This is a genomic window from Cryobacterium sp. TMS1-20-1 (assembly GCF_004402355.1).
Lineage (GTDB): Bacteria > Actinomycetota > Actinomycetes > Actinomycetales > Microbacteriaceae > Cryobacterium > Cryobacterium levicorallinum.
The window spans coordinates 105,715-129,308 of record NZ_SOGF01000026.1; the positions used below are offsets into that span (position 1 = coordinate 105,715).

24 protein-coding genes and 1 tRNA gene are annotated in these 23,594 nt (G+C 65.6%); 6 read left to right on the forward strand and 19 right to left on the reverse strand.

Annotation, left to right across the window (positions count from 1 at the left end; all coding sequences use genetic code 11):
* Window positions 1–63: 63 nt before the first annotated feature.
* The 3 genes from E3O45_RS06185 to E3O45_RS06195 are packed head-to-tail and all read right to left on the reverse strand — an operon-like array spanning window position 64 to window position 2,528.
* Window positions 64–852, reverse strand: a complete 789-nt coding sequence (locus E3O45_RS06185; RefSeq protein ID WP_198418228.1) for an ABC transporter permease — start codon at window positions 850–852, stop codon at window positions 64–66.
* A gap of 1 nt (window position 853) precedes the next feature.
* Entirely contained in the window at window positions 854–1,894 is a 1,041-nt protein-coding gene (locus E3O45_RS06190; protein ID WP_370450319.1) for an ABC transporter ATP-binding protein, read from the reverse strand.
* Entirely contained in the window at window positions 1,887–2,528 is a 642-nt protein-coding gene (locus E3O45_RS06195) for an ABC transporter permease (RefSeq protein ID WP_241985251.1), read from the reverse strand. The genes E3O45_RS06190 and E3O45_RS06195 overlap by 8 nt, the downstream gene beginning before the upstream one ends.
* A 305-nt stretch (window positions 2,529–2,833) precedes the next feature.
* Here E3O45_RS06195 and E3O45_RS06200 point away from each other — a divergent pair, with 305 nt between their 5' ends.
* The gene (locus E3O45_RS06200) at window positions 2,834–3,577 is read left to right on the forward strand and encodes an IclR family transcriptional regulator (protein WP_241985244.1); all 744 of its coding nucleotides are present in this window, start codon (window positions 2,834–2,836) and stop codon (window positions 3,575–3,577) included.
* A gap of 132 nt (window positions 3,578–3,709) precedes the next feature.
* Here E3O45_RS06200 and E3O45_RS06205 read toward each other — a convergent pair whose 3' ends face one another.
* The 5 genes from E3O45_RS06205 to E3O45_RS06225 form a co-directional block, all read right to left on the reverse strand.
* Window positions 3,710–5,023 carry a TrwC relaxase gene (locus tag E3O45_RS06205; protein WP_134442588.1) on the reverse strand — a complete coding sequence of 438 codons (1,314 nt, stop codon included), beginning with the start codon at window positions 5,021–5,023 and terminating at the stop codon, window positions 3,710–3,712.
* A complete protein-coding gene (locus E3O45_RS06210; RefSeq protein WP_134442590.1) occupies window positions 5,017–5,238 on the reverse strand; it encodes an AlpA family transcriptional regulator in 222 nt (73 codons plus the stop codon). Before E3O45_RS06210 ends, E3O45_RS06205 begins: the two co-directional genes overlap by 7 nt.
* Before the next feature lie 190 nt (window positions 5,239–5,428).
* Window positions 5,429–5,500, reverse strand: a tRNA-Gln gene (locus tag E3O45_RS06215).
* Between the two features lie 104 nt (window positions 5,501–5,604).
* Complete coding sequence (gene gltX, locus E3O45_RS06220) at window positions 5,605–7,128, reverse strand: glutamate--tRNA ligase (RefSeq protein ID WP_134442592.1); 1,524 nt, start codon at window positions 7,126–7,128, stop codon at window positions 5,605–5,607.
* 117 nt (window positions 7,129–7,245) lie between these two features.
* Window positions 7,246–8,187: a LysR family transcriptional regulator gene (locus tag E3O45_RS06225; RefSeq protein ID WP_166789414.1), complete on the reverse strand. Its 942-nt coding sequence runs from the start codon at window positions 8,185–8,187 to the stop codon at window positions 7,246–7,248.
* A gap of 82 nt (window positions 8,188–8,269) precedes the next feature.
* On the opposite strand from E3O45_RS06225, the gene E3O45_RS06230 reads away from it, so the two are divergent.
* Window positions 8,270–9,409, forward strand: coding sequence for an aminotransferase class V-fold PLP-dependent enzyme (locus tag E3O45_RS06230; protein WP_134442596.1), 1,140 nt, complete (start codon window positions 8,270–8,272; stop codon window positions 9,407–9,409).
* Between the two features lie 73 nt (window positions 9,410–9,482).
* Here E3O45_RS06230 and E3O45_RS06235 read toward each other — a convergent pair whose 3' ends face one another.
* Window positions 9,483–10,190: a type 1 glutamine amidotransferase domain-containing protein gene (locus tag E3O45_RS06235; RefSeq protein ID WP_134442598.1), complete on the reverse strand. Its 708-nt coding sequence runs from the start codon at window positions 10,188–10,190 to the stop codon at window positions 9,483–9,485.
* Between the two features lie 53 nt (window positions 10,191–10,243).
* Window positions 10,244–11,278 carry an NADP-dependent oxidoreductase gene (locus E3O45_RS06240; RefSeq protein WP_134442599.1) on the reverse strand — a complete coding sequence of 345 codons (1,035 nt, stop codon included), beginning with the start codon at window positions 11,276–11,278 and terminating at the stop codon, window positions 10,244–10,246.
* 101 nt (window positions 11,279–11,379) lie between these two features.
* On the opposite strand from E3O45_RS06240, the gene E3O45_RS06245 reads away from it, so the two are divergent.
* Complete coding sequence (locus tag E3O45_RS06245; protein WP_134442601.1) at window positions 11,380–11,985, forward strand: TetR/AcrR family transcriptional regulator; 606 nt, start codon at window positions 11,380–11,382, stop codon at window positions 11,983–11,985.
* A gap of 52 nt (window positions 11,986–12,037) precedes the next feature.
* Here E3O45_RS06245 and E3O45_RS06250 read toward each other — a convergent pair whose 3' ends face one another.
* The 3 genes from E3O45_RS06250 to E3O45_RS06260 are packed head-to-tail and all read right to left on the reverse strand — an operon-like array spanning window position 12,038 to window position 14,961.
* A complete protein-coding gene (locus E3O45_RS06250) occupies window positions 12,038–12,757 on the reverse strand; it encodes a fumarylacetoacetate hydrolase family protein (protein WP_134442603.1) in 720 nt (239 codons plus the stop codon).
* A 33-nt stretch (window positions 12,758–12,790) separates the two neighbouring features.
* A complete protein-coding gene (locus E3O45_RS06255) occupies window positions 12,791–13,894 on the reverse strand; it encodes a branched-chain amino acid aminotransferase (protein ID WP_134442605.1) in 1,104 nt (367 codons plus the stop codon).
* Entirely contained in the window at window positions 13,891–14,961 is a 1,071-nt protein-coding gene (locus tag E3O45_RS06260) for a 3-isopropylmalate dehydrogenase (protein WP_134442606.1), read from the reverse strand. The genes E3O45_RS06255 and E3O45_RS06260 overlap by 4 nt, the downstream gene beginning before the upstream one ends.
* A 112-nt stretch (window positions 14,962–15,073) precedes the next feature.
* Between E3O45_RS06260 and E3O45_RS06265 the strand changes: the two genes are divergently transcribed.
* Window positions 15,074–15,325 carry a DUF6458 family protein gene (locus tag E3O45_RS06265; protein WP_134442607.1) on the forward strand — a complete coding sequence of 84 codons (252 nt, stop codon included), beginning with the start codon at window positions 15,074–15,076 and terminating at the stop codon, window positions 15,323–15,325.
* Between the two features lie 74 nt (window positions 15,326–15,399).
* On the opposite strand, the gene E3O45_RS06270 is transcribed toward E3O45_RS06265, so the two are convergent.
* Entirely contained in the window at window positions 15,400–16,902 is a 1,503-nt protein-coding gene (locus E3O45_RS06270) for an MFS transporter (protein WP_241985252.1), read from the reverse strand.
* Window positions 16,903–17,106: 204 nt separating this feature from the next.
* Between E3O45_RS06270 and E3O45_RS18205 the strand changes: the two genes are divergently transcribed.
* Window positions 17,107–17,670, forward strand: coding sequence for a TetR/AcrR family transcriptional regulator (locus tag E3O45_RS18205; RefSeq protein WP_134442608.1), 564 nt, complete (start codon window positions 17,107–17,109; stop codon window positions 17,668–17,670).
* A 171-nt stretch (window positions 17,671–17,841) separates the two neighbouring features.
* On the opposite strand, the gene serA is transcribed toward E3O45_RS18205, so the two are convergent.
* Window positions 17,842–19,434, reverse strand: coding sequence for a phosphoglycerate dehydrogenase (gene serA, locus E3O45_RS06280; RefSeq protein WP_134442609.1), 1,593 nt, complete (start codon window positions 19,432–19,434; stop codon window positions 17,842–17,844).
* An 86-nt stretch (window positions 19,435–19,520) separates the two neighbouring features.
* Here serA and E3O45_RS06285 point away from each other — a divergent pair, with 86 nt between their 5' ends.
* Window positions 19,521–19,916 (forward strand): DoxX family protein, encoded by a 396-nt coding sequence (locus E3O45_RS06285; protein ID WP_134442610.1) that lies wholly within the window; start codon window positions 19,521–19,523, stop codon window positions 19,914–19,916.
* Here E3O45_RS06285 and E3O45_RS06290 read toward each other — a convergent pair whose 3' ends face one another.
* The 4 genes from E3O45_RS06290 to E3O45_RS06305 all read right to left on the reverse strand — a co-directional run bounded on the left by E3O45_RS06290 (window position 19,917) and on the right by E3O45_RS06305 (window position 23,594).
* The gene (locus E3O45_RS06290; RefSeq protein ID WP_134442611.1) at window positions 19,917–20,291 is read right to left on the reverse strand and encodes a hypothetical protein; all 375 of its coding nucleotides are present in this window, start codon (window positions 20,289–20,291) and stop codon (window positions 19,917–19,919) included.
* Window positions 20,288–20,809 (reverse strand): DNA polymerase III subunit gamma/tau, encoded by a 522-nt coding sequence (locus tag E3O45_RS06295; protein ID WP_134442612.1) that lies wholly within the window; start codon window positions 20,807–20,809, stop codon window positions 20,288–20,290. Before E3O45_RS06295 ends, E3O45_RS06290 begins: the two co-directional genes overlap by 4 nt.
* A gap of 29 nt (window positions 20,810–20,838) precedes the next feature.
* Window positions 20,839–22,137 (reverse strand): Nramp family divalent metal transporter, encoded by a 1,299-nt coding sequence (locus tag E3O45_RS06300; RefSeq protein WP_134442613.1) that lies wholly within the window; start codon window positions 22,135–22,137, stop codon window positions 20,839–20,841.
* A 158-nt stretch (window positions 22,138–22,295) separates the two neighbouring features.
* The gene (locus tag E3O45_RS06305) at window positions 22,296–23,594 is read right to left on the reverse strand and encodes an alkaline phosphatase family protein (protein WP_134442614.1); all 1,299 of its coding nucleotides are present in this window, start codon (window positions 23,592–23,594) and stop codon (window positions 22,296–22,298) included.

A 23,594-nucleotide genomic window follows, 5' to 3' on the forward strand; every position in this document is an offset into this window, starting at 1 on the left:
GGGTGCGTGTCTGGAATGGGTATGGAGGGATGATCGGGGTTGCTGTGAAAGAAATTCTGAAAGTCAGGTGCCGCGGGGGCGCAGCACGTCCTCGGCGGTGGCGGCTACCCAGTCGATGAGCAGCGCGATGCAAGCCACGAGAACGGCTCCGGTAACCAGCACCGGGTAGCGCTGGAGCTTGAGGCCATTCACGATCATGTCGCCGAGTCCGCCGGCATTGATGAAGGTCGCGATAGTTGCCACGCCCACACAGAACACGAGGGAGGTGCGCAGTCCCGCGAGGATCACGGGCACCGCCAGGGGCAGTTCGATGCGGAACAGCACCTGGTTCTGGGTCATGCCCATGCCGAACGCGGACTCTCGCACGTTTTCGTCGACCTGCTGCAGGCCGATCATGGTGTTGCGCAGCACCGGCAGGAACGAATAGACGACGAGCCCGACGAGGGCCGTGAGATACCCGGTCTGCCAGATGATGGCCAGCAGAATGATGACACCGACCGCCGGGGTGGCCTGGCCCACGTTGGCGATGCCGAGCACGGTCGCCTTGAGCACACGCGAGCGGGTGCGGCTCAGCAAGATACCCGTGGGGATGGCCAGCACGGCTACGAGAGCGGATGCAACCACCGTGAGCCCGAGATGTTCGCGCACCCGGGCGACGATGTAATCCAGGTTGAGGGTGCGCAACTCGATCGAGTCGAGCGTCAGGCTCGACAGCCAGAGAAAGAGCACGACGAGCACGAGCAGCACCAAAGTAGGGGTAAGGAACCGCTTGGTAGACCAGATTCCATCGCTGCGCCTGGCCTTGCGGCGCAGCACTGTCGGGACCGCGCTCGTGGCGGTCGGGAAGACCACGTCACACCTCCGCAGCGGGACTGAGAACGGGCACCTCGGCGCCGAGCACGCCAGAAATCTGGTCAACACTGATCGAACCGACTGCTTTGTTCAGCTCATCGACTACGGCCAGTGCCGGAAGTCCCGACAGCACGAGGGAATCCAGGGCATCGCGCAGGGAATCGGTCGTACGGACCGTGGGCCCTCCACCGGCCGCGGCGTTTGCGGGACCGAGTCGAGCTGCGGTCACGGGGATGAGGACGAGACGTTTAATCGCAGCGCCCAAGCCGATAAACGAAGAAACGTAGTCGTTGGCGGGGTTCGAGAGAATGTTCGCCGGGGTATCGAATTGTTCAATCTGACTGCGGTTGCTGAGCACGGCAATGCGGTCGCCGAGACGCACGGCCTCGTCGAAGTCGTGCGTGACGAAGATGATCGTCTTGCCGATCGAAGCTTGCAGGCGCAGAAACTCGGCCTGTAGCTTCTCCCGGGTGATCGGGTCGGTCGCGCCGAACGGTTCGTCCATAAGCATCACCGGCGGGTCGGCGGCCAAGGCACGAGCCACGCCCACGCGCTGCTGCTGTCCGCCGGAGAGCTGCTTGGGGTAGCGGTGCGCGAAGTCGCCGGGTTCGAGGCCGACCGTACTGAGCAGTTCGTCCACCCTGCTGCTGGTCTTCTCTTTGCTCCAGTTGAGGAGCTTGGGCACAACGCCGATGTTCTCGGCGATGGTCATGTGCGGAAACAGCCCGATCTGCTGGATGACATAGCCGATGTGGCGGCGAAGTTCACTTGGGTCAAGGGAGAGCACATCACGGCCGTCAATCGAGATGGAGCCGCTGGTGGGTTCGATGATGCGGTTGACCATCTTCATGGTGGTGGTTTTGCCGCATCCGCTCGGCCCCACGAACATGATCAGTTCGCCGGGCTGCGCGGTCATCGAGAAGTTCTGAACTGCGGCGACAGGCTGGTTGGCGTACTGCTTGGTGACATTGTTGAGTTCGATGAGCGCACCACTAGTTTTGCCGGCAATCTGCAGCAGGGCGGTGTTGGGTTGTTTAGGCACGGAGTCCCCTTGAGGTGGTTGAACGGGTGATGGCCACGAAGGCGGCATCGACGACGAGGGCGAGAAGCACCACACCGAGTGTTCCGGTGAGAGCGAAGTTGAGGGCGTTCTTGGAACCGAGCGAGCTGAGGCCCTGAAAGATGAATTGGCCTAGGCCGGGGCCGGCTACGTAGGCCGCAATTGCAGCGACGCCGATCGTGAGTTGGGCGGCCACGCGCACCCCGGTGAGAATGATTGGCCATGCCATCGGAAGCTGCACGCGGACCAGCACCGTGAATGGCGTCATACCCATGCCCAGGGCGGATTCCATAATCGCTGGAGAAACCTCGCGAAGGCCCACGACCGTATTGCGCACGATGGGCAGCAGCGAGTACATAACGAGGGCGATCACGGTCGGCGTCCAGCCCAGGCCAACTGCGGGAATCAGCAGGGCAAGCAGCGCGAGCGACGGGATGGTGAGGGCCACGCCGGCAGCGGTGATGACGGCGGAGCGAGGTAGGGGCTTATCCCACACCAACATCCCCACTCCGACACCGATCACCATGGCGATCACGAGGGCCACGGCCACAACGGCAAGGTGTTCGCCGAGCAACTCCAGGATGTCGTCCCATCGGCGTGCCCAGAACGTCAACAGTCCGTTCAGGTCTAAAGTCACGGGCGCGTCCTCCTTCACTCAACTCTGCGTGAACCGCGATTCAACTGAATCGCGGTGGAATAAAGCGAGACTACGAGATCGTGCCCTTTTGCACAACCGTTGTTGTGCATATGGCAACTATGAACTAGTCTGCAACCATGATGACCACGTTCAGCGGCTCGGATCCTGGCACACCCAAAGCAGCCCTACGGCGGAATTCCGCTGGATTACGTCGGGATCTCGAGCTTCTAGAGATTCTCGGTTCTCCAGAAGCTGACTCCTCTGGTGGGCTTGGAGTTCTTCGTGTGGCCCAGTTGGCCGGACGCGACAAGGGACTCGTGTCGCGCACTTTGGCGACTCTTGCCGAGGTCGGTTTGGTCTCCCGCGACGAAGTCACGCAAAACTACCGTCTGGGTTACCAGCTCTACGCGCTTGCAGCGCGCACGTTAGAGTCTCGGCTCGTGCGGGCATCCGTGCCGTACCTTCGACGGATGGTCACGGCGACTCATGAGACCACCCACCTGTGTGTCTTGCGCGGGGGGAGCGTGCTGACGTTGGCGAGTGAACTCAGCGAGTATGCCTTTCGCGGACTCGGCTGGGAGGGTGTCAGTACGGCCGCCTGGCGCACGTCGTCAGGACGAGTGCTCGTAAGCGATTGGGCCGAGGACGATCTTCGGCGCTGGTATGAAGCGCACGGACATGATGAACCGGTGTTGGGGCCAGTCACACCGCTGCTGATGTACAGCGACACAGCCGAAGCGACATCACGCGAATCACAGGGCGTACCCCTCGTCACCGATTTTGAGAGTTTGAAGCGCGAAGTGGCGCACATCCGTCAACGTGGCTACGCCACCGTCGACGAGGAATTTGAGAAGGGCGTCGTGGGGGTCTCGGCACCGGTCTTCGATTTTCGACGCAATATCATTGCCGCTATCAACGTCAGCGCTCCCAAGACGAGACTGGGAACTCACCTCAATGAGGCTGGAGTACTGGCTGCCCGCGTCGCGGCGGAGCTCTCGGTGCAGCTTGGAGCGCCCGCCAAGACCTAATCGGAAGAACGACGGCGCTGAGACCGCGAGCACCTCGTAAGTCATTGCCAAGCCAGAGTTGATGCGCTCGGCGCGACGTCGGGTGAGTGCATCATCACGTGGTTTCGAAACTGTCGGCCACTGTCTGGTGAGCTACCGTGCAAGGCGCGGAACGACAGCTGATCGGGGCGCAACGTAAGCGTGATCTTCCGCCAGCCGCTGCGCCGCGACGAGCGCAGCATGGGCACGAGCCGCATCGAGCTTCTGGGCCGTCGACTGTGGTGCGGCGCCGAGCGGCTTCGCATCGATGATGGCGTAGCGGTCTCGGTAGGCCGCGACGGCGCATCCGTTTTGGTGCCACGCGGTGGCGGCAGACCCTCGCGGCGCAGCACCGAGCGCTCGAGTCCACGGCTCCCCCGCCAGCAGCGCCTGGTCAAGCACAGCGGCCGCACGCGCCTCGATCAGGTCGACGCGCTCGACCAGTGCCTGGTGCATGGCAGCATCCATCGGCCCGAGCGCACGCGGAATCAACCCGGCGAGGAGCCGCGGCGTTCGGCGCGTGCGACCTGCACCGGAATCCCGCGACACGACCGCCGCGACCCGGGCCCGCAGCACAGCCGCGATGTCCCGCGCATCTTCGAACCCACGCGCCGCAACGACCCGCGGCAACAGAGTCGCCACGTCGACGTAGTGAGCCTCGGCTCGCCGCAGCTCCGCGGTCAACGGGCCGAACGCATCCGAATTGACCACGTCCGAGGCTTGTCCAGGCGAGAGACCGCTCGCTCGCACGAGAGAAGCCCACCGGTCGTGCTGCGCGGCCGCCGCGAGGGTCTCGTACTCCGCTGCGAGTTGCGCCACCGATCCCCAGGCATCCTGCTCAGCCGCCAGCGTCTCGTGCGCGGACAGCTCGGCGCCGACGTGCTGCAAAATGCCACAGAGGATGCTGCGCGCCGTCGCGCCCGCAGCGTCACCCGGCCGCAGCCCCACGTGGGCGACGTCGGGCCGGTCGACGGCGACGTAGGCGGTATTCGCCTCGCGTCCCCGCGTCATCGCGACGTAGAGGTTCTCGCGCGGCATGCTCGGCGCGACGACGACGTGCGCGGTGTCGGTCGTGATCCCCTGCGCCCTGTGAGACGTGATCGCATAGCCCAGCTCGACATGCTGAGCGACGTACGACGCGGGCAGCAGCACCGTGCTCCCCCACCGCCGACTCTGCCGCCGCACCTCGACGGGACCGTTTCGACCACGGCCGATCACGGCCCACCGGTCGCCATTGCGCACCCAGCTTCGGGACGCATACAGCCGCCGATCGTTGCGGCGGGTGATGACCGTGTCACCGACGGCGGCGCGGGTTCCGTCGTGCAGGGCGACCTCGTGCAGCGCATCGACACGGCCCTCCAGGAGCAGTTTCGTGCGAGCGCGCACGTTGAGCGCTGCGACCGTCTCGTTCGAGTCGCTGATCAGCACGGTCGACCTGCCCGAGCGGATGTCCGTACGCCACGCCTCGAAGGCGGCATTCGCCAGGCGAGAACCTCGCGGCGCATATATCTCACATGACGGCCCATGCCTCGATACGGCGGTCCGGTGCGAGTCTGACGCCACTCCTCGAGCGTGCGGGGCGAGACCTGCAACAGGTAGGCAACCTGTTGCCCGGTCATGATTTCTGCTTCGTCATCGGTCATGCCATTAAGCTGCGATACGGCATTCCGACTTCGTACGAAGCGACACGTAGGTGGCCGGGCTAGTCGCAATCGCTGCCGCCAAAACGGCGTCTGGAAGTCGTTTTTGGCACCCAAAGGCACTTTGGGGCGTGAACGTTGTGTCTGGAAACAAGAAATGCCCCTGGTTTCCGCGGAAACTCAGGGGCTAGTGCTGGGGTACCTGGACTCGAACCAAGAACAAATGAACCAGAATCATCCGTGTTGCCAATTACACCATACCCCAATGCCTAATCCGAAGATCGGGCCGAGTAGTAGCCTAGCCCACTTGGGCTGGAGAGGCCAAACCGAGGTGTCCCCCGGCGAGTCGAAGCCCCTCCGGCCCCGCGGTCAGGCGGCCGTCACTACCGCCAGCGCCCGATCGAGGCGATCCAGAGTTTCAGCCTGCCCGAGAATTTCCATCGACTCGAACAGCGGCGGGGAGATCTTGCGACCCGACAGTGCGACGCGCAGCGGTCCGAAAGCAACACGCGGCTTGAGTCCCAGGCCCTCGATGAGGATCTCGGCGAGCAGCGTGTGCACCCGGTCGGTGGTCCATTCCGCTGCAGGAATATCTTCCAGGGCGGTACGACTTGCGCCGAGAATGTCGGCGGCGTTCTGCGGGAGGGAGGCGAGGGCATCCGCTTGGAGAATGAGGTCGGCGCTGCTTACGAAGAGAAAACCGAGCATGGCGGGCGCTTCGCCGAGCAGGGCGATGCGTTCCTGGATGAGTGGTGCGCCCTGGGCGAGCAGGGCCAGGTCGGCGGCGCTCGGGGTCTCGCCGAGCACGCCGGCGGTCACCAGATAGGGAACCAGGCGGGCGGCGAAGTCGTTCGCTTCGAGCTGGCGAATTTGGTCGCCGTTGATGGATTCGGCCTTCTTGAGGTCGAACCGGGCCGGGTTCGGGTTGACGTTGACGACGTCGAACGCGGCCGTGAACTCGTCGATCGTGAACACGTCGCGGTCGTGCGAGAGCGACCAGCCGAGCAGGGCGAGGTAGTTGAGCAGTCCTTCGGGGATGAATCCACGGTCGCGGTGCAGAAACAGGTTCGCTTCTGCGTCGCGCTTGCTGAGCTTCTTGTTCTTCTCGCCCATGACGTAGGGCAGGTGACCGAAGCGCGGCACGAAGGTGGTCACGCCAATGTCGATGAGCGCGTGGTAGAGCGCGATCTGGCGCGGGGTGCTCGAGAGCAGGTCCTCGCCGCGCAGAACGTGCGTGACGCCCATGAGCGCGTCGTCGACCGGGTTGACGAAGGGGTACAGCGGATGCCCGTTCGGCCGCACGACCACGAAGTCGCTAAACGAGCCGGCCGGGAAGGTGATCTCGCCACGCACGAGGTCATCGAAGGAGAGCTCGGTGTCCGGCACCCGCAGGCGGAGTGCCGGGGAGCGGCCCTCCGCCCGGTAGGCGGCCTTCTGCTCCTCGGTGAGATCGCGCTCGAAGTTGTCGTAGCCCATTTTCGGGTCACGGCCGAGGTCGCGGTTACGCTTCTCGATCTCTTCGCCGGTGACGAAACTCTCGTAGATATGGCCGCTCGCCTTGAGCTGCTCGATGACTCCGCGGTAGATGTCGTAGCGCTCGGACTGGCGGTACGGCGCCTGGGGGCCGCCGACATCCACGCCTTCGTCCCAGTCGAGCCCGAGCCAGCGCATCGCCTCGACGAGCTGGAGAAAACTTTCCTCGCTGTCGCGGGCGGCGTCGGTGTCCTCGATGCGGAAGATCATCGTGCCGCCGGTGTGCCGGGCGTAAGCCCAGTTGAACATGGCGGTGCGGACGAGGCCGACGTGCGGCGTTCCAGTCGGCGAGGGGCAGAACCGCACGCGAACGTCGGTTCCGGTGGCGGTAGAAAACGGGTGTGCAGTGGTGTCAGACATTACTCATGATTCTAGTTGGGCAAGCCCGGACCTACTTCTGTCCGGGCCCGGGCCCGGACAGCGGGCCCATGATCGAGCATGGGCCCGCTTTCGTAAGGTGGGCCCGGCGCACGCGGCCTAGACGACCGACGAGATTGCGACCAGCGCGCGCAGCGCAGCGGCCAGGGCTGGTACACGCTCGGCTCCGGCAGCTGTCACGGCGTGCAGGGTGCGATGGTCCTGCCCGGATGTGGCCCGGATAGAGGCGCCCGCGCGCCGGCCGACCGACTCGATCGCGAGGGCAGGAAGCAGCGCGACCCCGATGCCGGCCTCGACCAGGCCGAACACGGCGGCGGCGTTGTCAGTCTCATAGGTGATGCGCGGGGCGAATCCGCGGCGATCGCACAGGTCGAGCAGGTGGCCGCGGCAGCGCGGGCACCCGGCCACCCAGTTCTCGTCGGCGAGGTCGCCGAGGTCGATCGGTGCGGCAGCACCGGCCAGCGGATGCCCGGCCGGCAGCACCAGCATCATCTCGTCTCGCCGCAGGGTCGCCACCCGCAGCCCCTGGGCGCTCTCCCGGTGCGGATCCACGCGGTCGCCCGGGTAGCTGAACGTGATGGCCAGGTCGGCCCGATTCTCGCGCACGGCGGCGACGGCCTCCGGCGGTTCGGCCTCGAGATAGGTGATGCTGATCTGGGCATGCTGCTGCTTCATGCGCGCCAGCAGGCTCGGCACGAGGGTAGCGGATGCCGACGGGAAGGCCACGAGACGCACCAGCCCGGTGCGCAGCCCCTGCAGCTCGGCAATCTCCCCCGCGGCTGCATCGAGCGCTGTGGCCACGGTCACGGCGTGCCGCGCCAATACGAGGCCGGCCTCGGTCAGTCGCACTCCACGGCCGACACGTTCGACCACGGCGAGCCCGAGCCGCTTCTCGAGCCGTTTGAGCTGCTGGCTCACTGCCGGCTGGCTGTAGCCGAGGGCGGCGGCCGCGGCGGTGATGGACCTGAATTCGTGCACCGCCCCCACGACCCTCAGTGCGTTGGCGCCGATGTCGGGGCTCTCGCCGGGCAAATGGATCATGTACTCAATCATAATTCTTGGTTATGCAATACATCGGATACTGGCCGTTGTCGCATGAATTCTCGATGGTCACACTAGAAACATGAGCCCCGCAGCAACGAGCACCAGCAGCCCCACCGCCAAACCGGCCACCAACCCGGGCGCCGGCAAGACCGCTGACACGAGCACGAGCACGGTAACCCTCATCGAAGCCCGCGCCCGCTACACCTCGGGCCGCGGCTACCTCGCCGCCTGCACCCTCGGACTGCCCACGATCGACACGATCGCCGCGATGCGCGCCGATACCGAGGCCTGGGCCGGCGGCCAGGCCTGCGCCTCCCGCTACGGTGAGGTCGTCGAGCGCGTACGCGTCGGGTACGCCGATCTGGTGAACGTCACACCCCACAGGGTGGCGATCGGCTCGCAGACCTCAGTCATGGCCGGCCTGATCGCCGCGAGCCTGCCCGACGGCGCCGAAGTGGTGCTGCCCCTCGGTGACTTCAGCTCGATGGTGTTCCCGTTTCTGGCCCAGGCGCACCGCGGAGTGACAGTGCGGCAGGTCCCCCTCGCCGATCTGGCCTCAAGTCTCACCGCGAACACATGGCTGGTCGCGTTCTCGCTCGTGCAGTCCGCCACCGGAACTGTCGCCGACAGCGACGCCATCCGGGCCGCCGCACGTGTAACAGGTACCTTCACACTCTGCGACACCACCCAGGCCGCCGGGTGGATGCCGGTCGACGCCTCCCAGTTCGACGCCACCATCTGCCACAGCTACAAGTGGCTCTGCGCCCCGCGCGGCGTTGCGTTCTTCACGGTCGCCGAGACTTTCGCCGCACAACTGCACCCGATCAATGCCGGATGGTATGCGGGAGACGACCTGTGGGCATCCTGCTACGGTCCGGCGATGGCGCTTGCTGCCGAGGCCCGCCGGTTCGACGTATCGCCGGCCTGGCCAGCCTGGGTCGGTGCCGAACCGGCCATCGACCTGTTCCGCCGTCTGGATATGACCGAAGTGCGCGCCCACGCTGCGGGGCTCGGTGACGCCCTGAGTGACGGTCTCGGCTTACCTCGGCTTGATCAGGCCATCGTCAGCTGGCCGGATGCCGGTGGCCGCGACCTCGCTGGCCTCGCCGCCGCCGGAATCACCGCCTCTGGCCGCGCCGGTCGAGCCCGCGTGGCGTTCCATCTCTGGAATGATCGGGACGACGTGGACGACGTGCTGGACGCGCTGCGCCGCGGCTAGGTACCGCCAGGCAACGCTGGGCGTACGTTCGCTGTCGGCGACGTCGAGCCCCTGGGCCCGACGTCGCCCGCCGTTATGCTTTCTCGGCGACGGCCGCAATAATCGCCTCGGCGAGGGCGCCCGATGAGGCCGGGTTCTGACCGGTGTAGAGGTTGCGGTCGATCTCCATGTGCGGAGCGAATGATTCGCCGGCGATGAAGTCGGCGCCCAGTTCGACCAGGCGGCTCTGCACCAGCCACGGAGCCTTCGGAGCCAGTCCGCCGAGAACCTCTTCGGCGTCGGTGAAGCCGGTCATCCGGTAGCCGGTGAACGGCCAGCTGTCGTCGGCACGCTGAGCAGCGAGCAGGGCGGCCGGGGCGTGGCAGAGCACGCCGAGGATGCGGCCGGTGTCGAGAGATTCGGTGAGGATGCGCCCAGAGTCGGCGTCCACAGCGAGGTCTTCCATCGGGCCGTGACCGCCCGGGTAGAACACCACGTCGTAGTCGGCCACGGTGATGTCGTCGAGGCTGAGCGGTTCATCGAGCTGGCTGGAGATGGTTCCGATGTAGTCGATGATCTGTGCTGCACGGTTCTCTCCCCCGGCCGCATCGGCACGGAGGCTGACCGCATCGATTGTCGGAGCCACGCCGCCCGGTGTGGCGATGCTGATCTGCCAGCCGGCCGCAGTGAACAGGCGGTGCGGCTCAGCGAGCTCCTCTGCCCAGTATCCGGTGGGGTGCTGGCTGCCGTCGTTGAGTGTCCAGTGGTCAGCGGCGCTGACGACGAAAAGTACGTGGGTCATAGTGTCTCCGTTTTCAGTGAAGTCGTTCGTGGAATTGTGCGGGGTGATTCGAATCATAGGGTCGGGATGAGCCCTCCCGTGCGAACGACCATTTTGCCGGTGTTCTCGCCGCGCATGAGGCCGAGGAACGCGTCGACACTGTTCTCGACGCCGTCGACGACGGTCTCGTCGAAGACGATCTCACCGGAGTCCAGCCAGGCGGTCATCTCGGCGGAGAATGCCGGGAGGTGGGCCCAGTAGTTGCCGATGGTGAATCCCCTGAGGGTCAGGCCGCGGGTGACGATGTTGGACAGGTTGTTCGGGCCGGCCGGGGCATCCGTGCTGTTGTACAAGGAAATAGCGCCGCACAAGGCCGCGCGGCCGCCGTCGTTGAAGGAGGCCAGGGCTGCCTCGAGGTGCTCACCGCCGACGTTGTCGAAGTACACGTCGATGCCGTCTGGCGCTGCGACGGCGAGCTGGTCCGTGATCGAACCGTCCTTGTAGTTGAACGCGGCGTCGAAGCCGTACTTGCTGGTGAGCAGCGCGACCTTCTCGGGCGATCCGGCGGAGCCGATGACGCGCTTGGCGCCCTTGAGTCGGGCGATCTGGCCGACCATGCTGCCGACCGCGCCAGCTGCGCCGGAGACGAACACGGTGTCGCCTTCTTGGAGCCCCGCGATTTCGAGCAGGCCGACGTAGGCGGTCAGGGCGGTCATGCCGAGCACGCCGAGGTAAGCGGAGGCCGGAACGCCGGGGAGCTCGGAAACGACCCTGAAGCCGGCGGCGTCCTCCTGCACCAGGTCACGCCAGCCGTACTGATGGGTGACGACGTCGCCGATGGCGAACGCCTCGTTTGCGGAGGCGATGACGCGGCCGACAGCCGCGCCGGTCATGGTCTCACCGAGCACGAACGGCGGTATGTAGCGCTTCACATCGTTCATCCGGCCACGCATGTACGGGTCGACGGAGATGAATTCATTCGCGACTCGAATCTGGCCGGCCGCAAGCTCCGGCAGGTCGACGGTCACGGTGCGGAAGTCCGCATCCGTCGGCCAGCCGACGGGACGGTTCACGAGCTGGATCTGGGTACTGACGGTATTTGACGCCATGGTCGGCTCCTCTGCTAGTTCTAGAACGATCGTTTTACTATATAGTAGACTCATCGGTGCACAAAATTGTCCGATCGTCGGACAGGATTCAAGGAGCGAACATGGGGCGGCTGCAGACCTTTGACAGCGGAGTGGTCGTGCAGGCTGCGCGAAACCTGTTCTGGGACAAGGGGTTCGACGGCGCATCCCTGGCCGAGCTGGAGGCGGCCACGGGCGTCGGGCGGTCCAGCCTGTACCACGCGTTCGGGAGCAAACGCGGGCTCTTCGACGCCGCGGTCACCGACTATCTGGAGACCGTTATCCGGCCGCGGCTGGCCGGATTGCGAGCGGGCCCCCGCGATTCCTCAGCCCTGCTCGAGTACTTCGCCGGCCTCGCCCGCGCAACGGTCACGCAGGCCCCCGACTCAGCGCAGACCGGATGCCTTCTGGTCAATTGCGCCGCCGGCCTCGCCGCGCACGACGAGCCGACTCGCGCCGTCGTGGAGGGATACCGCATCGAGTTGACCGATGCGCTCAGGCACGCACTCGAATCGGCCGCGGCACCGTCAGCGTCAGCGTCGGAAGCCGTCGACGAGCGCGTGCGCACCCTGGCCTCCCTGTCCCTGAGCGCAATGCTCGTCGCCCGGGTGAACCGGGATGAGGCGATCGCCCTGCTGAACACGGCGTCGAACCAGGTCAGGATCTGGTTCCCCGACGCCACCGACTGAGTCCGGCGCCCGGATCCGGGCCTTTGCCTGGATCTTGGTGCCCGCTCACGGGTCAGGCCGGGCGCACCACCGGGTTCACCAGCGAGCCGATGCCCGCGATCGCCATCGTGATCGTGTCGCCATCGACGACGGCCGCGGGCGTGTCCAGGCGTCCGGGCAGGATCACATCACCGGGCAACAGCGTGAACACGCTCGAGGCGAACGCGACCAGGGCAGAAACCGTGTCCTCGGTCATGCGGTCGTCATCGTCGAGCGCGACCGCCTGAAATTCCTCGTCGTTGATAAGCCCGCGCAGCGCTGATGACGCCTCATCGAATTCAGTCTCGATGACCGGACCGAGCGGCAAAAACGTGTCGAAGGCGCCCGCTACACCCGAAGCGAGGCTGGCCGCGGTGACGACCGTCGCGACGGTGTAGCCGAAGACGCGGCTCAAAGCATCCGCTGGCGAAACGTTCTTGGCGATCTTGCCGATGATGATGGCGAGCTGGCCGTCGGCCTCGATCTGCTCCGACGCGGCCGGCAGCACGATGGCGTCGCCGGGGCCGACGACGGCGGTGTTCGGCCGCACCACGAACGCCTCGGCCGAGACCATCGCAACGATCTTCGACCGCGGAATCACCGGCGCGAGCATCTTCACGTCGGCGAGGGCGACCCGGTCGCCGGTCGTGTCGAATCCGGCGAACATCGGGTCACTGGTAAGCACGACCAGTTCGTGCTCGTCAACGATGCCGAACGCGATGGCGCCCTGGTAGCTGTAGCGTGCGATCTTCACGTGTCTCATTCCCGCCCGCAAAGGCCCAAAGGTTCAGCTTAGCCGGGTGAGCCAGCCGTGACGGTCGGGCAGGCGCCCATACTGAATGTCGGTGAGTTCCTGGCGCAGCGACAGGGTGATCTCGCCGGCGGGGGCATCCGCGTCACCGATCGTGAAGTCGCGCGCCTTGAGCTGGCCGATCGGGGTGACGACGGCGGCGGTTCCGCAGGCAAAGACCTCGGTGATGGCACCGGATGCGACACCCTCGCGCCACTCCCCCAGCGTCACCTCGCGTTCCTCCACCGTCATACCTCGATCGCGGGCGAGCTGCATGATGCTGTCGCGGGTGACGCCTTCCAGAATGGATCCGGTCAGGCGCGGCGTGACGAGCGTGTCGGTGCCGTGCACGAAGAACACGTTCATACCGCCGAGCTCGTCGATGTGACTGCCGGTCTCGCCGTCGAGAAAGAGCACCTGGGCACAGCCGTTTTCGTAGGCTTCCATCTGGGGCAGCAGCGACGCGGCGTAGTTGCCGCCGCACTTGGCGGCGCCGGTACCGCCGCGACCGGCGCGGGAGTATTCGGTCGACAGCCAGATCTTCACCGGGGCAACGCCGTCGGCAAAGTAGGCGCCGGCCGGGCTGGCGATGACGTAGAAGCTCACCTGATGGGCGGCGCGCACGCCGAGAAAGCTCTCGTTGGCGATCATGAACGGGCGCAAGTAGAGGCTCGTCTCCGGCGCTGACGGAACCCAGTCGCCGTCGATCGCGATCATCTGCCTGATCGACTCGATGAAGTCGTCGACGGACAGCTCGGGCAAAGCCAGCCGGTGCGCGGAACGCTGCAGGCGCTGGGCGTTCTTCTCGGGCCGGAAGGTCCAGATCGAGTTGTCGGCGTGCCGGTACGCTTTGAGACCCTCGAAGATCTCCTGGCCGTAGTGCAGCACCGACGAGGCTGGGTCGAGCAGCAGCGGTCCGTAGGGCGTGACGCGGGCGTCGTGCCAGCCGGCATCGACCGACCAGTCAATGGTGACCATGTGGTCGGTGAAGTGCTTGCCGAATCCCGGGTCGGCGAGAATTTCGGCGCGTTCGGCTTCGGCGCGGGCCTCGGTCGACGGGGTGACGGTGAAGTTCAGGGGAAACGTTGTGGTCTTGCTCATTTGAGTACCTTGTCTGTCAAAAGCGTCACGATGGCGTCTCCCACCTCAGCCGTGCTGCGTCGCACCGAAGCGGAGCGGCGCGCCAGGTCGTCGGCAACCGCGTCATTGACGCGAGCCGCGGCATCCGTCAGCCCGAGATGATCGAGCAGCAGCGCCACCGAGAGGATGGCCGCGGTCGGGTCGGCGAGTTGCTGGCCGGCGATATCGGGGGCCGAGCCGTGCACCGGCTCGAACATGCTGGGAAAGCGGCCCGTCGGGTTGATATTGCCGGAGGCTGCCAGGCCGATGCCGCCGCTGATTGCCGCTGCCAGGTCGGTGAGAATATCGCCAAAGAGGTTGTCCGTGACGAGTACATCGAATCTACCCGGATTCGTGACGAAGAAAATGGTCGCCGCGTCGACGTGCAGGTAATCCACCGCAACCTGGGGGTACTCCAGCGCCACCTCGTTCACGATGCGCTGCCACAGGCTGCCGGCGAAGACCAGCACGTTGGTCTTGTGCACGAGGGTGAGGCGCTTGCGCTCACGCCCCTGGGCGACCTCGAAGGCGTAGCGCACGACGCGTTCCACGCCGTAGGCGGTGTTGACCGAGACCTCGTTGGCGACCTCCTGCGGGGTGCCACGGCGAATGGCGCCGCCGTTGCCGACGTAGGGACCTTCGGTTCCCTCACGCACGACGACGAAGTCAACCACGCCGGGGGCGGCGAGCGGGCTCGTCACTCCGGGGTAGATCGTGCAGGGCCGCAGGTTCACGTAGTGGTCGAGGGCGAAGCGCAGGCCGAGCAGCAAGCCCCGCTCAATATTGGCGTCTTTCAGCCGGGGGTCGCCGGGAACGCCGCCGACGGCGCCGAGCAGAATCGCATCGTGCTGCTGGATCGACGCGAGGTCGGCGTCGGTGAGCACATCACCGGTTTCAAGGAACCGCGCGGCGCCCAGCTGAAAGGTGCTCGTCTCAATCGTGACGTCATCACGCGCGGTGACAGCGCCGAGTACCTTCACGGCCTCAGCGACAACTTCCGGTCCAATCCCGTCTCCGGGAATGACAGCGAGTTTGATAGTACGAGACATGTGGCTCCGAAACAGTCAACGAACACCTGAATTGCGTATAGTCAAACCTTACCTTTGTCGCCGGAGTGCCTAGGATTGTCCCCAGGGCACCACCAATGGAGAGCGGGAAATCATGAGTATCGGACTAGGAATCTTTCTGCTCGTCGTGGGCGCCATTTTGGTCTGGGCCCTCGACGTGACCGTCACCGGCGTCGACCTGACGCTCGTCGGCTATATTCTGCTCGCGGCCGGAGCGCTCGTGACAATCCTCGGCATTGTGCTGATGACGCGGCGTCGTAACAGCGTGAGCACCACCCGCACGATCGCCGACCCGGCAAACGGCGAGCAGGTCACCCGTCGCGAGAACTCGATCGACGACCTCTAACCCACAGCTCGCGAAAGCGGGTGCAGTGTTGCTTCAGCACTCGCGAAGCAACGCGTCACCCGCTTTCGCGGGCTTTAGCGGGCCCGGCGCAGCGACAGCAGCGCCACGACGGCCGCTCCGAGCACCAGCGCGACGCCGATCCAGGCGGTCAGACCCACACCGCTGTCGAAGGCGTGTCGGGCCGACTCGAGCAGCTGCTCCCCGGCCGCGGGCGAAAGATGGCCGGCCACGGACACCGCCCCGCCGAGAGTCTCCCCCGCCGCCAGCCGGTCGGCCGCGCTCAGGCCGTCCGGCAACAGTACCGCCGCCCGGTAGGACACGGTGAGGATGGTGCCGAGTACGGCCGTTCCGAGCACCGCTCCCAGTTCGTAGGCTGTTTCAGACACAGCGGATGCTGCCCCTGCCTTGTCGGCCGGCGCGGTCGCCACGATGAGCTCGTTCGAGACGGTTTCGGCCGCGCCGATTCCGATGCCGAGCAGCACGAAGGCGACGCCGATCCAGAACGCATCGATTGCACCGCCGCGCAGCGCGATCGACGCGAATCCAGCCACCGACACCAGCAGCGCCACGGGCACCACCCGCGACGGCCGTACCCGGCGTGCAATCGGCACGATCAGCAGTCCGGCCACGATCATCGCGGCCAGGCCGGGAACGAGCACCAGCCCAGCGTTCAACGGCGACAGCCCGAGCACGAGCTGCAGGTGCTGCGAGATGAAGAACAGGCAGCCGACCAGCGCCGTGACACTGAGCAGGTTGACGCCGACCGCGCCGCTGAAAGCGCCGCGTCGAAACAGCCCCATGTCGAGCATGGGGTTCGGCACATGCAGCTGTCGACGCACGAACCAGACGCCGAGCCCCAGTCCGAGCGCGATCGGGGCGACCGTGATCCAGGTCACGCCGTGCTCGGCGATGCTCTTGATGCCGTAAACGATCGGCAGCATGGTGCCGAGTGAGAGGGCAATACTGAGCAGGTCGATGCGCCCCGGGTGCGGATCCCGCGATTCGGTCACCAGAATTGGCGCCAGCACGAGCAGCGGCAGCAGAACGGGAACGGCGATCAGAAAGACCGAGCCCCAGGCGAAGTGCTCGAGCAGAATGCCGCCGACCACCGGGCCAAGGGCGCTGCCAGCCGCAAAGCCGGTGGCCCAAATCGCGATAGCGAGGCGACGCTGGTCGCGGTCGACGAAGGTGGAACGCAGCAGCGACAGAGTCGACGGCATGAGCATGGCGCCGAAGAATCCGAGGGCGGCGCGGGCGATGATGAGCCCCTCGATGCTCGGGGCGAAGGCCGCGAACACCGACACCACTCCGAAACCGGTCGAACCGATCATCAGCAGGCGGCGACGTCCAATGCGGTCGCCAAGGCTGCCCATGGCCACGAGCAGGCCGGCGAGCACGAGCGGGTAGATGTCGACCATCCAGAGCAGCTGCACCCCGGTCGGCCGAGTCGCCTCCGAGATGGCGGGGAGCGCAAAGTTGAGCACGGTGTTGTCGATCGACACCAGCAGCACCGGAAGCATCAGCACCGCGAGCGCCCACCATCGTCGGCGATCGTGCACGACTGTCAGAGCGGACACGGCGCCGCGCGCCTGCGGGGTAGCGCTGCTCAGGGCGGTGCTGGTCAGGTCAGGGGGCTTGGTGGGAACAACAGGGGCAGACACGATCTCAACACTCTCTGGGTAGTTTCTGCGACCGCTCCTTCAGCGGCACAAGGTTTACTGTACCGGCTGGACGGTATAGTTGTCCAGCGTGAAGCCCGCCCATTTCGGTACCATGGGCCAATGTCGAAAAATGTGCCAGCATCATCCGTTCCTACCCGGGATCGTCTGCTCGATGCCTTCGAGGAGTTGCTGGTCGAGGGCGGAGAGCGCTCGGCGACGCTGGATGCCGTCGCGGCGGCCGCTGCGGTCTCCAAGGGCGGACTGCTTTATCACTTCAGCTCAAAAGGCGCCCTGATCGAGGGCATGCTGGCCCGTCTCGATGCGCTCGCGAACGAGGATGCCGAGAACATCCGCACGGCCCCGGCCGGCCCGGTCGACTACCTCATTCGAACCTCGGTGCACACCGGCAGCCCGCTCGACCGCGCCTACATCGCTGGCTCCCGCCTCGCCCAGGGTCGCGATCCACGAGCCATGCAGGTGCTCGGCGATATTCGGCGCCGCTGGCTCTCGGTCATCGAAGACGCTGTCCACGACCCGGATACCGCCGAGGCGATCATGCTCATTAGCGACGGACTCTACGTCAACAGTTCGCTGGCCGAACACGAACTGGCGCCACAGGACCACACCGCCGAGTCCATGACCCGGCTGATCACCCTGATCGGCCGGCTCCTGCCGCAGACCTGAACCGGATATCCCGCTGCCCACGCCGCGCGGGATCGTAAAACGTCCTAAAACCAACCCCGGCAGTACGATTTGCGACCCTTCGGACTCACTTCGCGCGTCGGAGTCGTTTAACAGCGGATGCGAGTGGGCGCCGGCCTGGCCTCTGCCCACTCGCATCCGTTTTGAAGAGAGCTAGTCGGTGAGGGCGATCTCCACCATGATCTCGGCTTCGATGGCCGCGCGAACAGAGGCGAGCAGACCGGCTGGAACCTCGGAGTCGACGGTCAGAACGCTGAGAGCCTTGCCGCCGGCCACGTGGCGGGCGATCTGCATGCCGGCGATGTTAATGTTGGCGTTACCGAATTCGCGGCCATACACGGCGACGATTCCGGGGCGGTCGGTGTAAAGCATGACGATAAGGTTCTTGGCGAACGGAACCTCGACGTCGTAACCGTTGATCTCGACGATCTTCTCGATCTGCTTGGTGCCGGTGAGGGTACCCGAGACGGAGACCTGCGAACCATCGGCGAGGGCTCCGCGCAGGGTGATCACGTTGCGGTACTCGGGCGACTCGGCGTCGGTGAGCATGCGCACGGTGACACCGCGCTGCTCGGCCAGCAACGGCGCGTTGACGTAGGAGACGGTTTCGCTGACCACATTGGTGAAGATGCCCTTGAGCGCGGCGAGCTTGAGCACGCTGACGTCGTACGCGACGAGTTCGCCGCGCACCTCGATGTCGACGCTCGTGAGCGGGCTGTGGGCGGCGAGGCCGGAGAAGACCTGGCCGAGCTTTTCGACCAGCGGGATGCCGGGGCGCACATAGGGGTCAATGACTCCGCCGGCGACGTTGACCGCGTCGGGCACGAGCTCGCCCGACAGTGCGAGGCGCACGGACTTGGCGACGGAGACGCCGGCCTTCTCCTGCGCCTCGTCGGTCGACGCACCGAGGTGCGGCGTGGTGATGATGTTGTCGAGGCCGAGCAGCGGCGAGCCGGTCGGCGGTTCACTGACAAACACGTCGAGGCCGGCGCCGGCGATGGTGCCGGCGACGAGGGCTTCGTGCAGTGCGTCTTCGTCGATGAGGCCGCCGCGGGCGACGTTCACGACGAACGCGGTCGGCTTCATGAGCTTGAGCTGGGCTGCACCGATCATTCCGGTGGTCTCCGGCGTCTTCGGCATGTGGATCGTGACGAAGTCGGACTGCGCGAGCAGTTCATCGAGGGTGACCGGGGTCACGCCGAGCTGCTGGGCGCGCGCCGAGGTGATGTAGGGGTCGTAGGCGATGACGTTGGTGCCGAAGGCCTGCATGCGCGCGGTGATCAGGGCGCCGATGCGGCCGAGACCGATGATGCCGATGGTCTTTTCGTACAGCTCGGTGCCGGTGTACTTGGAGCGCTTCCACTGACCGTCGGCGAGAGCGCCGGAGGCGGCGGGGATGTGACGGGCGAGGCTCAGGATGTGCCCGACGGTCAGCTCAGCGGCCGAGATGATATTGGAGGTGGGAGCGTTGACGACCATGACGCCGGCCGCGGTGGCGGCCTTAATGTCAACGTTGTCCAGGCCGACGCCCGCACGAGCGATGACCTTCAGGAACGGAGCGGCCTGAATCGCTTCGGCATCCATTTTGGTGGCGGAGCGCACCAGAACGGCCTGCGCGGTGGCGAGCTCGGCGAACAGCGCGGAGCGATCCGTGCCGTCTACCTGGTGAATGTCAAAGTCGGGCCCGAGAGCATCGACGGTGGCGGGGGAAAGTTCTTCGGCGATCAGGACGACGGGCTTCGACAATAAAATCGGATCCTTAGATTGCGGGTGTTGGTGGCAGGGCAATAGGCGCCACTCTTTTTCCACCCTACCGGCTGCACAATAGAGCCATGAGCAGCGACGTAATAGACGGACTCCAACTGGCCCTGCGGGTTATTCTCGCGGTGGTCTTCATCGGCGCCGGGATCATCCATTTTCTGCCCTCGGTGCAGCGCACCATGGCGGCGATGATTCCGCCGCGACTGCGCACGGCGGGCTGGGCCAACCCGACCAACCTCGTACTGTTCACTGGGCTGTGCGAGCTGGCCGGCGGCTTCGGGTTGCTGTATCCCCCGACTATGCTGCTAGCCGCTGGGGCTCTCGTGCTGTTTCTGGCGGCGGTGTTTCCGGCTAACGCCTACGCCGCCCGGCACAAGAAACGATTCGGGCGGATCGCGATTCCGTTCGTTCCCCGACTCATCGCCCAACTGGTGCTGATGGCTCTGATCGTGGTCGCCGTGATCTAGTCAGGCGATCAGCCGACCGAGGCCGAACACCGTGGCGATGTCGAGCGACAGGGCAGCAACCGCACAGAGTCCGACGAGCAGGGTCAGCGCCTGCACTCCGAAGGCCCGGTTGCGGCCGAGCCAGAAGGCGAGGGCGTAGACCATCACCGGCAGGAGTACCGCAAAGATCAGCACGGCCCAACCGAAGCCGCTCAGCTGGGTGTCGAGGGACTGCGCCTGCAGGTTCAGACCGACCAGGTTGCCGATGGCTTCCCAGACGTCGTAGGCGTAGAACAGTCCGATGAACAGTGCGATGGTCAGCAGGATCCAGCGCGGCGGGCGGCGACGGTGCACGGTATTCGTACCAACGGTGCCGGTGGGCTCGAGGTCGCTCATCCGGGGATCCCCGATCCGAGCAGGAAGGGCACGGGAATCAAAACGACCGCGCCGATCAGCAACCAGACCCAGCGTGCGCGCGGCCGGCTCAGGGTGAGCCAGAAGGTCGCCCCAAACCAGATCACGGGTGCCGCCACGGCCAGCCAACCGCCGAGGGAAGTCATAAAATCGGCGACGGGATCGCCCGAAGTGAGAACCGTCGAACGCGCGAGACGGGACACGCCAATGAACCAGCCGATCGAGTAGAGCAGGTACATTCCGGCGAGGATACCCATGCCCACCAGGGCGGCCGAGCTCGCGGCCGCGCCATCCGATTCGGTCTTCTCGGCATCCGCTGCGGTGTCGGTGGGGGCAGCATCCGCTGCGGTGTCGGTGGGGGCAGCATCCGTTTTGGGGGTGGTCCACCCCTCCGGCAGGCTGGTCGTCTCGGGCGCGGCCCGACCGGTTCCCCCGGGAGCCAGCGTCGGGTCGTCGTCACCGGCCCAGTTCAGCGCATCGTCGTCGCGTGTGGCATTCATTTTTCCAGAGTATCCGGTTGCCGCCGAAGCTACCCGAACAGCGGCTTCAGAGCGGTGACCAGTTGTTGCACGCCCAACACGATGAAGAGCAGCGCGCAGATGCCCAGCGCACCGTTGGTGAACCACTTATTGCGCCATTCCCGCGGGATGCGCTTGCCGTTCAACAGTCCCAGCAAGGTGATGGCGAGAAACGGCATGAATAGTGAGCCGAGTACGCCGTAGGCCAGAATGAGGCCGATCGGTGAGCCGAGCAAAAACAGGATCATGGGCGGAAAGGTGAGCCATAACAGGTAGAACTTGAAGTATTTGCCACCGACGAGGGTGTCGGGGTGGCCGGACTTCTTACCGCGCATATTGCCCCAGAAGTCGGCGAACATGAGGCTCACGCCGTTCCACACACCGATGATCGATGAGAACGATGCCGCCCAGAAGCCCACCAGAAATCCGGTACCGACGACGACGCCGTACTTCTCGTTGAGCACCGTGGAGAGGTCGAGCAATCCCTTGTCCCCCGCGCTCAGGGTGATACCGGCAGCGGCGACCACCTCGGCGCCGACGATGAGCATGGCGACGACGAAGATGCCGGTCATGACGTAGGCCATGCGGTTGTCGATGCGCATGACTTTCATCCAGCGCGGAGTGGACCAACCCTTTTCGCGTAGCCAGTAGCCGTAAGCGGCGAGGGTGATGGTGCCGCCGACACCGCCGGCCAAAGCGAGCGTGTAGAGCACTCCCCCCTCAGGGATGATCGGCACGAGGCCGGCGAGCATGGCCGGAAAGTCGGGCACGGCGATGACGGCGAGGCCGACGACGGTGATGAACATGATGCCGACGAGCACTGCTGTGACCTTCTCAAAGAAGGCGTAGCGGCCGAACCAGACCATGGTGAGACCGGCGAGACCCATGAGAACGGCCCAGACCGGCAGCGGAAAGACCGGGAACAGTGCGGCGAGGGGCAGGGCAGCCGAGGACATGGCGGTGGCCCCGTAGACGAAGCCCCACAGCATGATGTACGGACCGAAGTACCAGGTGGTCCATTTACCGAGGGACCGCCAGCCCTCGAAGATGGTCATGCCGGTAGCGAGGGTGTACCGGCCGGCGCCCTCGACCAGCACGATCTTGAGGATCACACCGAGAATGACCGCCCAGAGCAGGGCGTACCCGTATCGGGATCCGGCGACGAGGGTGGCGACCATGTCGGCGGCTCCGACGCCGGTCGCGGCCACGACCAGTCCGGGGCCAACGATCTTCCATTTGGGAAGCGGACCGTCGTCGAGGGGGGCAGGGGCGACCAGCTTGACGTCGCCGGTGTTGTTGCCTGAGGTCATGGTGGTACCGGCCTTACACGAGTGGAACGAAGGCCCCACAGGCCCCCGTTTTGCAGGACTTGCGGCGAAGCGGTGCGTCGGTGCACAGGACCAGCGGAACCGGCCATGCGACCGGTGCGTTCCTCGACTCTACCTATATTGGGGTAATCACCGGGTTTTCACACGGAGGTGAAGGCCACCGCCCGGTCGACTCCGTCATAGCCACCGGCCGGCGCTGCGAGACCGAACAAAGCCGCCACCGTCGGTGCTACGTCCATCGTGCGCGCCGAGTCCGACAGGGTGATTCCGGTGCGCACGCGCGGGCTTCCACCGGAGATGAAGAACGGAATCGGCTCCGTCGTCGGATGCCCGTGATTGCCCGGAATCGGATTCGACAGCACGGCTGGATCAGAAAAGCGCCAGCCCGCCCGGCAGTAGGCCACGAGGTCACCGGCGTTTGCACCCAGTCGCAGCTCTGCCGGTTCATGCACCGCGAGCACCCCCTCGTGGGCCGTGACCAAAGCACGGACTTCGGCGAGTCCGGCAGCACGGCCGGCGTCGCTGTCCACCCAGTACACCAGGTCGGCGCCGCCGTTCTGACCGATGACGGCCTGCTCGCGCAGTGCCGGGTGATCCTGCAAAATCAGATCAATCGAGATCACGTTCGAGGGGATCGACCAATCCATCGAGTGGTCGGCGAGCACCATGATGACACTGCTCTCCCAGAGCCCGACAGCGACCAGGTGATCGACGAAACGACCGATCTGAGAGTCGCTCCGGGCCAGAGCCGCGGTGCGGGCGATCTTGACCGAAGAGCCGGTTTCGTCAGAGTGCCCGAACCGGTCGATGTCGCCGAAGTTGGCGAAGACCAGGTCGGGGTCGGACGCCGTGACCATGGCGATGAGGGCGTCCATCGTGAACTGGTCGGGCGCGTGGCCGCTCACCGGTACGAGCGGCGCCGGCTCCCACCGGTAGGTCGCGCGTTCGCCGAATATTCCGAACAGGTACTCCTTGCTGAGCACCGATCCGGTGGTCAGGCCCCCGGTTCGCAGCCGCTCCAGCACGGTCGGAAACCGCAAATCGCTCGGTCGGTCCAGGTTGCGCACAACACCTTCAGCACGGTCGTAAACGGCATTCGCCGGAACACCGGAGCGGTCCGGCCGGACGCCGGTCATCATCATGACGTGATTGGGGATGGTCTCCATAATGGGGAGCGACCGGGCCGCCGGAAAATTGACGCCCTGTGTACGCAGCGCGTGCAGGCGGGGTGTGAGCTCAGGCGTGATCTCGTCGGGGCGGCATCCGTCAATGACCAGCACGTACACCCGGGTACGGGCGGCGGGGGCTCTTGGGTCTGCAGCAGCGGATGCCGCGGCCCAGGCCGCTCCCGGCGCTGCGGACAGCACGACGGCAGCTCCGGCGCCCACGGCGATCTTGAGAAATGTCCGACGGTTGGCGATGCCGTCTGCTTGGCTCAC